Genomic DNA, 12,285 nt, shown 5'->3' with positions numbered 1-12,285 from the left:
GGCGCGCGATCCATTCCAACCCTGCCCCGGCCGCCGCCCCCGACTGCTGCTGGCGCTCAGGACACCGCGAACTTCATCAGCTTGATCGCCTCGCTGTTCGACACGCAGCCGCCGATCCGCTTGGTTGCGTAGAAATTGACGAACGGCTTGTTGGTGTAAGGATCGCGCAGGATCACGGTCTCGCGCCGCTCCGCGATCAGATAGCCCGCCTTGAAGTTGCCGAATGCGATCGACAGGCTGTTCGCCGCGATATCGGGCATGTCCTCGCTCTCGATCACCGGATAGCCGAGCAGCGTCCCCGGCGTCGCGCCGCTGAGGCTAGGGCTCCACAGGAACTGGCCGTCGCTGGTCTTGAACTTGCGGATCCGCGCGAGCGTCGTAGCGTTCATCAGGAACACCGCGCCCTGCCGATACGGCGCGCGCAGTGCTTGGACGAGGTCGATCAGCCGGTCCTGCGGCGTCGTTGGGAAGTCGCCCGCCACCCCGCTCGCCAGATATTGCAGCGTCCCGAACGCGCGCGACGCATCGGTGGTCGCGGCGGTCGTCGCCTGGAGGAACCCCTTGGGGCGGCTCACGCCGGTGCCGTTTATGAACGCGCTCCCCTCCGCCTTGGCGAATTCGAGCGCGATCTCGTTCGCCAGCCACGCCTCGACGTCGAACGCGGCATCGTCGAGCATCGCCTGGCTCGCGCTCGGGTTGGCGTAGAGTTCGCCCATCGGCGGCGCGATTTCGGTGAACACCGGGCTCGCGGTGGTTGGCCGCGCGTCGGTCTCCGCCGCCCAGCCCGACGGCGTGCCCCCGGTCGTCACCAGCTTGCGATAGCCCGCAGTGCCGACCTGTACGACGTTGGCGATCGCGCGCATCGGCGAGATCGCCTTCAGCGTCGCGTCGATCACGCTGTCGATCTCCTTGGGGATCGCATAGCCGCCCGCATCACCGGTCACCCCGGTAAACGCCTTCATCTCGACGCTCGCCCCACTGCGCAGGAACCCCTCGAACCCGCCGCCCGCCGAAGCACCACCGCCGCCCGCAAGCACCGGCCGGACCACCGGCCCGCCGAGCGGCTGCGTCTCGAAACTCGCTTCCAGTGCATCCATCGTCTGATCGCTCATGTCATTCTCCCACGCCAAGACACCCGGACGACACCGCCGCCGGGCAAAGAAACCTGTGATGTTGAACGTCCCGTGTTCCTGCGAAGCCAGGAACCCAGGGCCACGCGCCATAACGCCTGAAGGCGTGCGCGACTCCCGGCCTCCCGCCTTCGCGAGAGGTCTGCAAAACAGGCCGTCATCCTGAACTTGTTTCAGGATCCAGCCCTCAGCGAGTCCGGACCGTCCTTGTCGCCCGGTGGATGCTGAAACGCGTTCAGCATGACGGCAGCTCTTGGGGCGAGCGGTGACGGCACGAGGGTGAAACCTCAGCCCTCGATCGCGTGCACCCGCGCGAGCGGCTGCATCGGCTGCGCCACCAGGCTTACCTCGACCAGATCGAGCGCGGTCAGCTCCCGCACCGCCGAGTCCGTACGCACCCCGGCCCGCACGCGATACCCGATCGAAAGCCCCGAAACGCCCCCGCCGCGCACCATCCCGGCCAGCGCCGCATCGTCGATCCGCCCGATCACCCGCAGCCCGCGCGCATCGGGCACGACTCGCTCGACCACCCCCACCGGCGCGCCCCGGTGATGCCACAGCAACGGCACGGAACCGGAAACATCGAACGCCCCAGCCCGGATCACGTCCCCGCCCCGATCTACCCGGTCGAACACCGCGGCATAGCCCGCGAACCGCAGGCTCACTTGACCCAGTCCCAGAACCCCGTCTTCACCGCGATCCCCGTCAGCACCAAGGCCCCCAGGATCCGCACGACCCACCCGAGCGCCGCCTTCCACACGCGCTTCTTCGCGTCGCGCCAGGCGCCGAGCAGTTCGCGCAGCTCCGCCATGTCCTTGGGCGCCGCGCCATCGTCGAGCCCTAGCCGCGCGAGCGCGCGCGTCGCCGCGACCTCGCCCGCTTCCTCCGCGATCGCGCGCAGCGTCGCCAGGTCCGCGCCCTCGCTCGACCCTTGCGCGATCAACTGCGCCAGCAATGCACCACTCATTACGCATCTCCCACACCAACCGGCGCGATGCCGAGCATCGCGCGTTTTTCCTCAGCACTCAGGAAGTCCGCCGCGCCGACCTGCGCCCACAGCCGCTCGCGATCCTCCGCCAGCGCAGTGATCCGATCGAGATCGACCGACAGCGCCGCGCCCTCGAACCACCCGCCGAGCGCCTGGGCCAGCGACGCGAGGATCGACCCCGCCAGCGGCAGGATCGCGAGCCGCCACAAAGCGCGGTTCGCCTCACGGTAATTCGCGTAGGTCGCGTCGCCCGGCAGCCCGAGCAGCATCGGCGGCACCCCGAATGCAGTCGCGATCTCGCGCGCCGCGGTCGCCTTCATCTGCGTGAAATCCATGTCGGCGGGCGTCAGGCTGAGCGGTTGCCACTTCAACCCGCCCTCGAGCAGCATCGGTCGCCCGGCGTTGCGGGCGCCCGCAAAGCCTGCGTCCATCTCGCCGCGCAACCGCTCGAACTGTTCGCGCGACAGGCTCGATCCGTCGCCCGGATCGTACACCAGCGCCCCCGAAGGCCGCGCGGCATTGTCGAGCAGCGCGGTGTTCCACGCCGACGCCGCATTGTGCAGCGCCATCGCCCCTGCGGCACTCGCCAGGCTGCCCAGCCCGTAATGATCGTCGAGCGGATGGAACGCCTTGATATGCACGACCTGCGGCCGCCCCGCCGGATCCTCCGCAACCAGCCGCACCGACCGCTCGCCCACCCCGTAGCGATAGGCGATCGGCCACCCCGCCGCATCGGGCTCGACCGTCACCCGTTCCGGCCGCAGCGCGAACAGCTCGACCACGTCGCCGCGCGCATCGGTCAGCAATTGCACATACGCATTGCCGTGGAGCAGCAGATGCGCCGCGACGCTCGCGCACAACGCCTGCCCGCCCGAGCGCGCCTGCACCAGCGCGACGATCTCGGGCGCGCCCAGCAACGGCGCATCCCCGATTCCGTCCGCGATCAACCGCACCGCCCGCTGCGCGATCGCATTGCCCAGATACAGCGCGCGCACCTGCGCCTCGTACGAGCGCGGCACTTCCCCGACGCCAAACCCGCTCGCAAAGCGCGAACGCGCACGATCGAGCGCCGGCCGCGACTCCTCGCGACCGGCGGCTTTCCAGCCGAACCATTTCATGATGTTCTCCTGTGAGGAGGCGGGACGTCGATCCGCACGCCATGATCGGCGCGCAGTATTTGACGCCGCCGATGCCTGTTCAATCCGTCATTCTTTTACGCGCGCTGGCCGGACCAGGCTCATCACCGCCATCCGTTCGGGCTGAGCGAAGTCGAAGCCCCACGCGCAGCGCTGGCCCTTCGACTGCGCTCAGGGCGAACGGATGATGAAATGCGAACTCAGGCGGCGTGGGGGGCAATCCCCGGCGTTACCCCGCCCCCTCACCCCCGAGTCGCGAACCAGATCACGTGCCGCGGCCCCTTGCCGTTCTGCCGCGCCTTGACCGCGACCTCGTCGACCAGGAACCCCGCCGCCTTCAGCCGCGTGACGAAGCGTGCGTCGGGCGCCGCCGACCAGATCGCCAGCACGCCCCCCGGCCGCAACGCCATCCGCGCCGCCGAAAGCCCGCGCGGCGCATAGAGGCGGTTGTTCTCCGCGCGCACCAGCCCGTCCGGCCCATTGTCGACATCGAGCAGGATCGCGTCATAGCCGCCCTCGGGCGCCAGAATCGCCTCGGCGACATCGCCCTCGAACACCCGCACGCGGGGATCATCGAGGCACCCGTCCGCCACCGCCGCCATCGGCCCGCGCGCCCAGGCGAGGATCTGCGGCACCAGTTCCGCCACCACCACGTCCGCGCGCGACCCGACGACACCCAGCACCGCACGGAGCGTGAACCCCATGCCATAGCCGCCGATCAGCACACGCGGCGCTGCGACGCCCGAAACACGCGCGCACGCGAGCGTGCCCAGCGCCTCTTCGGAGCCGTTCATCCGCGTGCTCATCAATTCATTGCGATCGACCACGATCATGAAGTCGGCACCGCGCCGGTACAGCGTCATTGCGTCCCCGCCGGGGATCTGCGCCGTGTCGATCAATTCGCGCGGTACCATCGGACGCTCCAACCCTGCCGTCATCCGCAGACCGGGACGGCGGCGGAGGGTTGCGTCCCTACCGACCGGCGCGACGAAAAGCCACGCCGGTCGGCGGTGGGGATCAGCGTGCGGCGAGCACCGGCGCACCCGCCAGCATGTGCCGCGCGACCTGGTGCGACCAGATCGAATCGCCGGTCCGCGTCTCGAGCATCACGTTGTCGAGCGTCAGCGCACGGCGATAGGCCGTCGCGGCATCCCCGGTCCGTCCGGCACGGACATAGGCGTTCGCCAGTTCGATCTGCGCGCCACCGTCGCGCGGATCGACCTGCGCGCTTGCTTCGGTCGCGTGCACCGCATCGGCCGATTGCGGCGCGGCAACCGCTACGCTCGAAAAGCTCGCCACTGCAACCAATCCCAAAGCCAAGGTCCTGATCATCGCTCCGTCTCCATTTTCTTCTGTTGCAGTTTGATGACACATATACGGCACTTTTGTGAAATGGTTTTTGCAAGCCAGACCTAGACAATTAGACGTGCTCGAAACGAAGGAGCGAATTGACGAGACCAAGCGTTGTGGCAGTATCGATTTCGTCCAGGCCAAGGCTCGGATATCAAAGGGGAATGTCATGCTCGCTACGCTGCTCGCCGCCGCCGCTGCCGCGACCACGCCGACAGTCCTGCCAAGCCGCGGAATCGACGCGCCCTACCCCAATGTCGCCGAAGGCATCGTCTACGTCCCGACTCCGACCAGCATCTCGGCGGACATCACGCATCACAACCGCATGGTCGCGCTCCGCACCGAAGCGCTCGACCTGCAGGCGCGCGACGGCGGCATGCTGACCGCCGAGCACAAGGCGCTGCTCCAGCACAAGCTCGATCGTATCCAGTTCCGCTTTGCCGAGATGCGCCGCCGCGCGGACATCTTCTCGGTCGACGCCACCGGGCAGGCGATGTACACCGCCTATACCCGCCCGAAGGTCATCTATCCGCCCAACACCGGGCGAACCGGCGTCGCGAATTAGGTCGAATTCTCATCAAACGGACTGACCGCTAACGCCCAATGTCGGTCATTAAGACAGAAATGGTTCACGAGTGTATGGGGTCGTTCTAGGGGGGGACGGGTCGCACCTGCTTGCGAACATCGCCGCCCGCTCAGCTTTTAATCGGAAATCTATCTCGTTCCGTTCGGCTCCTGAAAAGACCGCTAAAATGAAATACAAACCCTGCTTAGGCAGATTTCACTAAATTTAATGCGGAGCGATCATGGGCATCAGCACGGCCAGCAGCCTCTCCATAGGTGTCTCGGCACCCTTCGCCCTTACCAAGCCGTATTCTGTGTCGGAACGCAACGAAGAGGCAGCGGCCAAGTCCAAACAAATCGTCGCCGACTTTCAGAAGGAAGCCAAAAAAAGCCCTATCGACCGCATGATAGAGAGGATTTTGAAGAGCCACAAACTAACGAAAGAGCAGTTCGACGCACTGCCGCGTGAGCAAAAGGAGGCCATCTCGAAAGAGATACAAGATGCTATCGAGCAGGCGTCCAAGCGCAAAGGGGGGACAAGTGCTCCGGGCGACAAGGCAAATGTGCTCGTGTGATCTGACTGTCGCCTTCCCACCAATTTTCGCCGTTCAGCCTGACGTCGCGGCCGATTTTCTAAGGGTCACGGCCACCTCCTTCCGTCATCCCCGCGACGGCGGGGATCCATACTGGCTGACTGCGCAGGACTGGACGAACGGTGCTAATGGTTTCCCGCCCCGGCGGGAATGACGGACCGGTGGCAGGACATTCCGCTCCCCGCCGTCACCCCCGCGACGGGCCGCTGCCCACCGCTCCCCGCCGCTCTGCCGTCGCGCGCAAAACAATTCGGTCACAGGTTCACGACCCAGGTCACGTCGGTCTGATCTGTGCCGTCCGACGTTTCGCGAGCATCAGCTCCCCCAGCGCCCACACCAGCGCATCCGCGCGGTCGGGCGAGCGCCCCGGCCCCTGATAGCCGCCCCCGACGACCAGCCCGCACAGTTCGGTCTCGAGGTCGGCAAAGACGCCGACATGCGAGACCCGCCCGCGCTCGTACAGGATCGACACCGGCTCGGCGCGCGCGACTTTCCCGTCGCCGGCGTGAACCAGCCGCAGCGGCAGCCCCGCATCCGCCGCGAGCAACACGCTCTCGACCATCTTGCCGCCCTGGTTCTTCTCCGCGATCACCCGGTCCGCGCGGTGCCGTGCCGCGCACGCCGCCACCGCCTGCGCCCAGCCTTCGGGCGACAGTCCCGAAACGCTCGCATCCTCCAGCACATACCCACGCCCGTCACGCCCCAGCGCGACCGCGACGATCCCGCACGCATCGCCCTGCCCCGAGTCGGTCCCGGCGGGCGGATCGACCGCGACGATCGTCCGCACCAGCGCAGGTGCTTCCGCCACCCGGCACGCGTCGAAATGCGCGCGCCGCCAGAGCGCCCCCTCGGCTTCCGCGATCAGCTCGCCCGCGATCTCCTGCCGCGCGAGCCGAGTCCCGCCATACGCCTCCTCCAGCGCCGCGAGGAACGTGTCGGGCAAATGCGGATTGTCCTGCGTCCGCCCGACCGTCTCGACCAGCCCCTTGAGCGCCATCACCCGCCGCATCAGCGGAATCGGCCTGGGCGTCGTCGTCACCAGCACGCGCGGCGTATCGCCCAGCCGCATCCCCAGCATCAGATTGTCCCACGCCGCGTCGCCGTAGCGCCACTTGGCGAGCTCGTCGCACCACGCCGCATGATGTTCCGGCCCGCGCAGCGTCTCGGGACTCGCCGCCGAGAAGATCGCCGCGCGCGCCCCCGAGGCGAACACGATCTCGCCCGCGTCGCGCCGGTAATCGACCGGCTCGTCGAACCGCGCGACCGAGACCAGCCCGCTTTCCCCCTCGATCATCACGCGCCGCACGTCCTCGATCGTCGCGCCGACCAGCGCGATCCGCGCCCCCGGCATCGACCGCGCGATCTCGCTCACCCATTCCGCGCCCGCGCGCGTCTTGCCGAACCCGCGCCCCGCCCGGATCAGCCACATGCGCCAGTCGCCGGGCGGCATCCGCTGTCCGGAATGCGCCCATGTCCGCCAGTCGTCGTTGAGCGTCCGGCGCTGCGGTTTGGTCAGGCCCCGCAACAGTTCGGCACGCTCCTCGATCGACAGCGCCAGAATGCGGTCGAGATATCCGACCGGCAGTTCCAGCGACCCGGGCATCGGCTTTCCCGGACGGCGCTGGCGACGCGGACGTCCGCTCATGCCCCACCCCGGCGTTTCTCGATCGCGCTCAGCTTCTTGAGGATCGCGGCGGCGGTGTCCGCCAGTTCGGCGCGTTCCAGGGGTCGGCCGATCTTGCTCGACGGCTTTCCGACCGAGCCGCGATGCGCGGTCAGCAACCGCAGGGCGGTTTCGACATCGAGTTTCGGTGCATCATGAGCGGTTTCGATCGCATCGGTCCGCGATCCGCCGGACAGGACGTGCCCCAGCAACATCGTCTCGAGCAGTTGATAGCCACTCTCCAGCGCCCCTTGCCATTCGCGGGCGAATTCGGGGTCGCGGCGTCGCAACCCGTACAGCGACAGGGGACCGACCCCGATCGCAGCAGCCGACGCGGTGACATTGCAGCTCGCGGCGAGATGATCGAGGAACTCGGCCTTCATCTGCAAATTCCATCGAACGCGCTTGCCGCGCACGATCGTGGTGGCGCTGGTTGCCGTCAGCGCCGTTGCTGCGCCTGCGGCGCGCGGTCGGTAGTCCATCCCAGCCCTCCTGTTCGGTGCGCGCCAACGCAAACGGGCCGGAAAGCGTCTCCGCCCCGGCCCGTCCCCATCGCCGCCGTTTCAACCCGCGGCGGCGGTGCGCAATTCTTCATCGTTCCTGATATGTACCTGAGGAGCGCGACGATGTCAAGCATTTTGTACCAGGTGGGTTCGTCGACGGCGTCTGCGTTCGATCCGTATCGCAAAAATCTTCTTCATCCCGACGGAGCGTTCCGGCGGTCCGGGCGTTCGGCGGCTGGTATCTCAGGAGACGGATTATGGCGAAGACACTGGCAGGGTTTACGGTCAGCCGTTCAGGCGAAGACTATGTCATTACGATCGAAGAAGAAGGCGGCGAGACGCAGGAATATACGGCGACGTACGACCAGCTCGACCTGATCGCCGACACGGTCGGCGAGACGCTCGACTCGGACGAGGAAGACATGCTCGCGGTCGACGACGAGGGTGAATCCAAGGACTGACGCCCACCCCACCGGGACGGCAGCGTCACGACTCGAAAAGGCCGCGCGGAGCAATCCGCGCGGCCTTGTTGTGTTCTGGAGAACACGCCACCGCCCCTCCCTCTCCCGCCGTCATGCTGAACGCGTTTCAGCATCCACCGGGCAACAAACCCGGACCGGACTCGCCTCGCGGTGGACCCTGAAACACATTCAGGGTGACGCCGGTACTGGAAGTACCGTCCCCCACCCCCCAGTACAAAAAAGGCCGCGCAGGTCCCCCCGCGCGGCCTCCCCACACCCGGTGCCAACCGCTCAGCGGCAGCGGACCTGCGCGTTGTTCTGGTCGACCGACTTGCCGACCACGCCGCCCGCGATCGCGCCGAGGATCGTGCCGACCCCGCGCGAATGGCCGCCGTCGATCACGTTGCCGAGCACGCCGCCGCCGACCGCGCCCGCGATCAGCCCGGTCGTCCCGTCGTTGCGCTTGCAATAATAGCGACCGTCGTTCCCGGCATAGACCCGGTCGTCCGGCCCGAGCACGCGCTCCTGGTAGCGCGAGTCGTTGCGGTAATAGCGCGCCGGGTCATAATTGCCCTCGTCGCGATTATCGTACTCGGGATCGGCATAGCGCTGGTCGTCATAGCCACGCGGCGGCGGCGCGCGATAGCCGCGCGTGCGCGCCTGCTGATAGCGATCATATTCGGCGCGGAACGTGCGCCACTCGCCGTCGAACCGCTGCTGCGCCTGCTGGAAGCGCGCCTCGTCCGCCTGGCTTTGCGCCATGACGGGGGTCGCGATGGCAAGGCTCGAGCCGGCCAGCAGCATCGCGACACGAACAAACCGATTCATAGAAATCTTCTCCGCTCCACCTTTGGAAACCCCCATACGCGCCCACACCGATGAACGGGACATTTCCGCCTCAGCGCAAACCCGATCGCACCGCATCCCACGCCGCGATTTCGTCTTCATAGCGTCGGGTGACCGTCACCGGCCCCGCGGTCGCGCTGGCCAGATCGACATCGACCGTCCCCGCCCATTCGAACGTCGCATTGCCCGACAGCCGTACCATCCCCGCTTCGCTCGCCTCGGCGCGCACCAGCCCGCCACGGTTGCGCACGACGATCTCCGTATCATAGCCGCAGCGCCCGGTCAGGCACGCGGCGAAGGTCGACGCCGCCATCGCGCTGCCGCAGCTGTCGGTCAGCCCGATCCCGCGCTCGAACGTGCGGACGAACAGCGTATCCGCGCCCCGCACCTCGACGAAGGAGACGTTGGCGCGGTTGGGCAGCCAGTCGGGCGCCGCCTCGCACGCCGCCCCGAGCGCGACCAGCTCGGCCTCGTCGATCCCCTCGACGAAGCTGACGAGATGCGGATTGGGCATCGCGACCGCGGTGAACCGCCGGTCGCTCGCCAGCGGCGGCACCGGCGCCTCGACGATCCGCGCCACACCCGCGTGGAGCGGCCACTGCGTCACGTCGAGCCCGGCCGGCCCCGCGACCTCGCGCACCGTATAGACCCCCGCCGCTAGATCCGGGTCGCGCGACACGTCCGCCGCGGATTGCTTGAGCCCGACCCGCGCCGACTCGATCCCGAGCGCCGCGAACCCCGCGCGCGCGACGCAGCGCAACCCGTTCAGGCACGTCTCCGATTCGCTACCATCCGAATTAAGCATACGCATTTCAAAGGGATAGCCATCCTGCCGATTGGTCAGCAGCAGGATTCCGTCGCCCCCGACGGTCCCCGCCCGGTCCGCCAGCGCGATCGCGACGCGCGCCCAGTCGGCATCGGAGAGATCGATCGCGCGCGCGTCGATCAGCGGGAAATCATTGCCCGAGCCGTGGCATTTGAGAATATCGAAGTGCATCGCACCGCCATAGCGCCTTCCCCCCGTCCAAGCGAGCGCTCACCCAAGCCCATAATGGTCCGCGAGCCGGTCGAGCGCGAGCGTCAGCACCACGCGCCCGCTCCGCTGCGGCCAGCCGAGCGCGCGTTCGGCGTCGGGCAGCCCCTCGCCCGCGCACACCACCCGCCACAGCACGTCGCGCAACCCCCGCCCCGCGCCGTCGAGCGCGGCATCGAACCGGCGCTTCGCCGCGATCTGCGCGAGCGTCGGGTCGAGCGCGTCGCCACCGCCGCCATCGACCCGCGCCACCCAGCGCATCGTTACCGAGGGCGCCAGCGCCGCGCGCTCGTAATCCGCGCGCAGCCGCTCCCCCGCCTCGACCTGCCGCGCGTCGACCAGCCCACGCGAGCGCAACCACCCCAGCGGCGATTCGCCGAGATTGACCGTCACCCGCCGCCCGCGCCCGCCCGGTGCGTCCGACAGCACCCCGTGCGAATCGATCCCGCGTTCCACCAGTTCGCGCATCCCGTCTCTCCCGTTCGAGTCGCCGGCGGGATTGCCACGAAGGCGCGATTGTAGGACAGTGGCAAACCGATTTGGTTTTATCATCGGCAGGAAAACCACGTGATCACCGCGATTCGCGAAGTCCGCCGCGCCAAGGGCATGACGCTCGAGGATGTCGCGCGGGCGTGCGTCCCGCCCACCACCGCGCAGACGATCGGCCGGCTCGAGACGGGGACGCGGACCGTGTCGGTTGGCTGGCTCAACCGGATCGCCGATGCGCTGGGGGTGCAGGGCGCGGATCTCGTCCGCCTCCCCGACCGGCCCGACATCGCGGTCGCGGCGCTGCTCGATTCCACCGGCGCGCACGCGCCCAAGCGCCCCGCCACGGTCGCGCCGCCGGTCGCCACCCCCGATCATCTCGCGATTCGCGTCGTCGCAAGCATCGGGGACTATCGCGCGGGCGACGAGATCTGGTGCGACCGGCTCGCCCCCGCTGCCTTCGCCCGCGCGCTCAATCGCGACGTGCTCGTCCCCCGCCCCGCGGGGCGGTTCCTGTTCGGGCGGCTGATCGGCCGCGAGGACACCAGGCTTCTCCTGCTTCCGCTCGGCCCCGGCACGCGGCAGCAGGTCGTCACCGATCCGCCATGGATCGCAACCGCCGTTCGATTGGTTCGCACCTTATGATCCTGTCCATGCTCCTAGCTGCTCTTTCGGCACAAGCCGTGTCCGCGGCGCCACCCGCGCCCGCGCCGCTGCCGGTCACCAAGGCCGAAATCGTCGCGACCTATCCGCATGATCCGCGCGCCTTTACCGAAGGGCTGCTGATCGATCGGGGGACCTTGTACGAAAGCACCGGGCGCGAGGGACAGTCCGACATCCGCCGCGTCGATCTCAAGACCGGACGCGTCGTCGCGCGCGTCAAGCTCGCGCCGCAGCTGTTCGGCGAGGGGATCGTCGCGTGGCGCAACCAGTTGCTCAGCGTGACGTGGCACGGCGGGCAGGGGTTCAAGTGGAGCCTGCCCGGACTGAAGCGCACCGGCGGCTTCAGCTACACCGGCGAAGGCTGGGCGATGACCGACGACGGGCGCAACCTGATCCTGTCGGACGGGACGCCGGTGCTCCGCTTCCTCGATCCGGTCACGCAGAAAGTCGTGCGGCGGCTGACGGTTACCGCCAACGGACGCCCGGTCGAGCAGCTCAACGAGCTCGAATATGTCGACGGCCAGATCTACGCCAACATCTGGATGACGCCCTATATCGCGCGGATCGACCCGGCGAACGGTCGTGTCGTCGGGGTGATCGACGTCTCGCCGCTGATCGCCAAGGTGGCGCTGAGCGACCGCGATTCGGTGCCGAACGGGATCGCGTACGACCGCGTGGCGCACCGGCTGTACGTCACGGGGAAGAACTGGCCGAGCCTGTTCGAGATCAAGCGCCCGCGATAAGGACTCGGAGCCGTTCGCCTGGAGCCCGTTCCCCGGAAACACCTTAAGGGAAGCACTTCCCCGGCGAAGGCCGGGGCCCAAGAGTAGCGGCCAATGTACCGTCGCGCCGTCCTCAGCCCTCTTCTG

The 12,285-nt window shown here is 68.0% G+C and carries 16 protein-coding genes; 5 read left to right on the top strand and 11 right to left on the bottom strand.

What is annotated here, in order from left to right:
• Positions 1-56 precede the first annotated feature (56 nt).
• The 6 genes from RI03_RS01885 to RI03_RS01860 form a co-directional block, all read right to left on the bottom strand.
• Positions 57-1,112, bottom strand: a complete 1,056-nt coding sequence (locus RI03_RS01885; protein WP_010214783.1) for a phage major capsid protein — start codon at positions 1,110-1,112, stop codon at positions 57-59.
• Positions 1,113-1,417: 305 nt separating this feature from the next.
• A complete protein-coding gene (locus RI03_RS01880; protein WP_010214781.1) occupies positions 1,418-1,795 on the bottom strand; it encodes an HK97 family phage prohead protease in 378 nt (125 codons plus the stop codon).
• Positions 1,792-2,097: a DUF6127 family protein gene (locus tag RI03_RS01875; RefSeq protein ID WP_010214779.1), complete on the bottom strand. Its 306-nt coding sequence runs from the start codon at positions 2,095-2,097 to the stop codon at positions 1,792-1,794. Before RI03_RS01875 ends, RI03_RS01880 begins: the two co-directional genes overlap by 4 nt.
• On the bottom strand, positions 2,097-3,236 hold the full coding sequence (locus RI03_RS01870) for a phage portal protein (RefSeq protein ID WP_010214778.1): 1,140 nt from the start codon (positions 3,234-3,236) through the stop codon (positions 2,097-2,099). Before RI03_RS01870 ends, RI03_RS01875 begins: the two co-directional genes overlap by 1 nt.
• Before the next feature lie 260 nt (positions 3,237-3,496).
• Complete coding sequence (locus tag RI03_RS01865; protein ID WP_010161256.1) at positions 3,497-4,168, bottom strand: spermidine synthase; 672 nt, start codon at positions 4,166-4,168, stop codon at positions 3,497-3,499.
• A gap of 103 nt (positions 4,169-4,271) precedes the next feature.
• On the bottom strand, positions 4,272-4,586 hold the full coding sequence (locus RI03_RS01860) for a hypothetical protein (protein ID WP_238542196.1): 315 nt from the start codon (positions 4,584-4,586) through the stop codon (positions 4,272-4,274).
• A 187-nt stretch (positions 4,587-4,773) separates the two neighbouring features.
• On the opposite strand from RI03_RS01860, the gene RI03_RS01855 reads away from it, so the two are divergent.
• Positions 4,774-5,169 carry a hypothetical protein gene (locus RI03_RS01855; protein ID WP_010214775.1) on the top strand — a complete coding sequence of 132 codons (396 nt, stop codon included), beginning with the start codon at positions 4,774-4,776 and terminating at the stop codon, positions 5,167-5,169.
• 241 nt (positions 5,170-5,410) lie between these two features.
• Positions 5,411-5,743 carry a hypothetical protein gene (locus RI03_RS01850; RefSeq protein ID WP_010214774.1) on the top strand — a complete coding sequence of 111 codons (333 nt, stop codon included), beginning with the start codon at positions 5,411-5,413 and terminating at the stop codon, positions 5,741-5,743.
• A 292-nt stretch (positions 5,744-6,035) separates the two neighbouring features.
• Here RI03_RS01850 and RI03_RS01845 read toward each other — a convergent pair whose 3' ends face one another.
• Complete coding sequence (locus tag RI03_RS01845; protein WP_026046368.1) at positions 6,036-7,364, bottom strand: DNA-packaging protein; 1,329 nt, start codon at positions 7,362-7,364, stop codon at positions 6,036-6,038.
• 38 nt (positions 7,365-7,402) lie between these two features.
• The gene (locus RI03_RS01840; protein ID WP_010161260.1) at positions 7,403-7,906 is read right to left on the bottom strand and encodes a hypothetical protein; all 504 of its coding nucleotides are present in this window, start codon (positions 7,904-7,906) and stop codon (positions 7,403-7,405) included.
• A gap of 278 nt (positions 7,907-8,184) precedes the next feature.
• On the opposite strand from RI03_RS01840, the gene RI03_RS01835 reads away from it, so the two are divergent.
• A complete protein-coding gene (locus RI03_RS01835; protein ID WP_010214772.1) occupies positions 8,185-8,388 on the top strand; it encodes a hypothetical protein in 204 nt (67 codons plus the stop codon).
• A gap of 291 nt (positions 8,389-8,679) precedes the next feature.
• On the opposite strand, the gene RI03_RS01830 is transcribed toward RI03_RS01835, so the two are convergent.
• The 3 genes from RI03_RS01830 to RI03_RS01820 all read right to left on the bottom strand — a co-directional run bounded on the left by RI03_RS01830 (position 8,680) and on the right by RI03_RS01820 (position 10,735).
• Positions 8,680-9,192 (bottom strand): glycine zipper 2TM domain-containing protein, encoded by a 513-nt coding sequence (locus RI03_RS01830; RefSeq protein WP_010214771.1) that lies wholly within the window; start codon positions 9,190-9,192, stop codon positions 8,680-8,682.
• Positions 9,193-9,286: 94 nt separating this feature from the next.
• On the bottom strand, positions 9,287-10,231 hold the full coding sequence (gene dapF / locus RI03_RS01825) for a diaminopimelate epimerase (RefSeq protein ID WP_010214770.1): 945 nt from the start codon (positions 10,229-10,231) through the stop codon (positions 9,287-9,289).
• 39 nt (positions 10,232-10,270) lie between these two features.
• Positions 10,271-10,735 carry a DUF6456 domain-containing protein gene (locus tag RI03_RS01820; protein ID WP_010161264.1) on the bottom strand — a complete coding sequence of 155 codons (465 nt, stop codon included), beginning with the start codon at positions 10,733-10,735 and terminating at the stop codon, positions 10,271-10,273.
• A gap of 99 nt (positions 10,736-10,834) precedes the next feature.
• Between RI03_RS01820 and RI03_RS01815 the strand changes: the two genes are divergently transcribed.
• Positions 10,835-11,398: a helix-turn-helix domain-containing protein gene (locus RI03_RS01815; RefSeq protein ID WP_010214768.1), complete on the top strand. Its 564-nt coding sequence runs from the start codon at positions 10,835-10,837 to the stop codon at positions 11,396-11,398.
• Positions 11,395-12,159: a glutaminyl-peptide cyclotransferase gene (locus RI03_RS01810; RefSeq protein ID WP_010214766.1), complete on the top strand. Its 765-nt coding sequence runs from the start codon at positions 11,395-11,397 to the stop codon at positions 12,157-12,159. Before RI03_RS01815 ends, RI03_RS01810 begins: the two co-directional genes overlap by 4 nt.
• Positions 12,160-12,285 lie beyond the last annotated feature (126 nt).

The sequence above is a fragment of the Sphingomonas sp. PAMC 26621 genome (assembly GCF_000251145.1).
In the GTDB taxonomy this organism is placed as follows: domain Bacteria; phylum Pseudomonadota; class Alphaproteobacteria; order Sphingomonadales; family Sphingomonadaceae; genus Sphingomonas.
The sequence above is the reverse complement of the archived record's forward strand: the minus strand, read 5'-3'. Positions and strand labels throughout refer to the sequence as shown.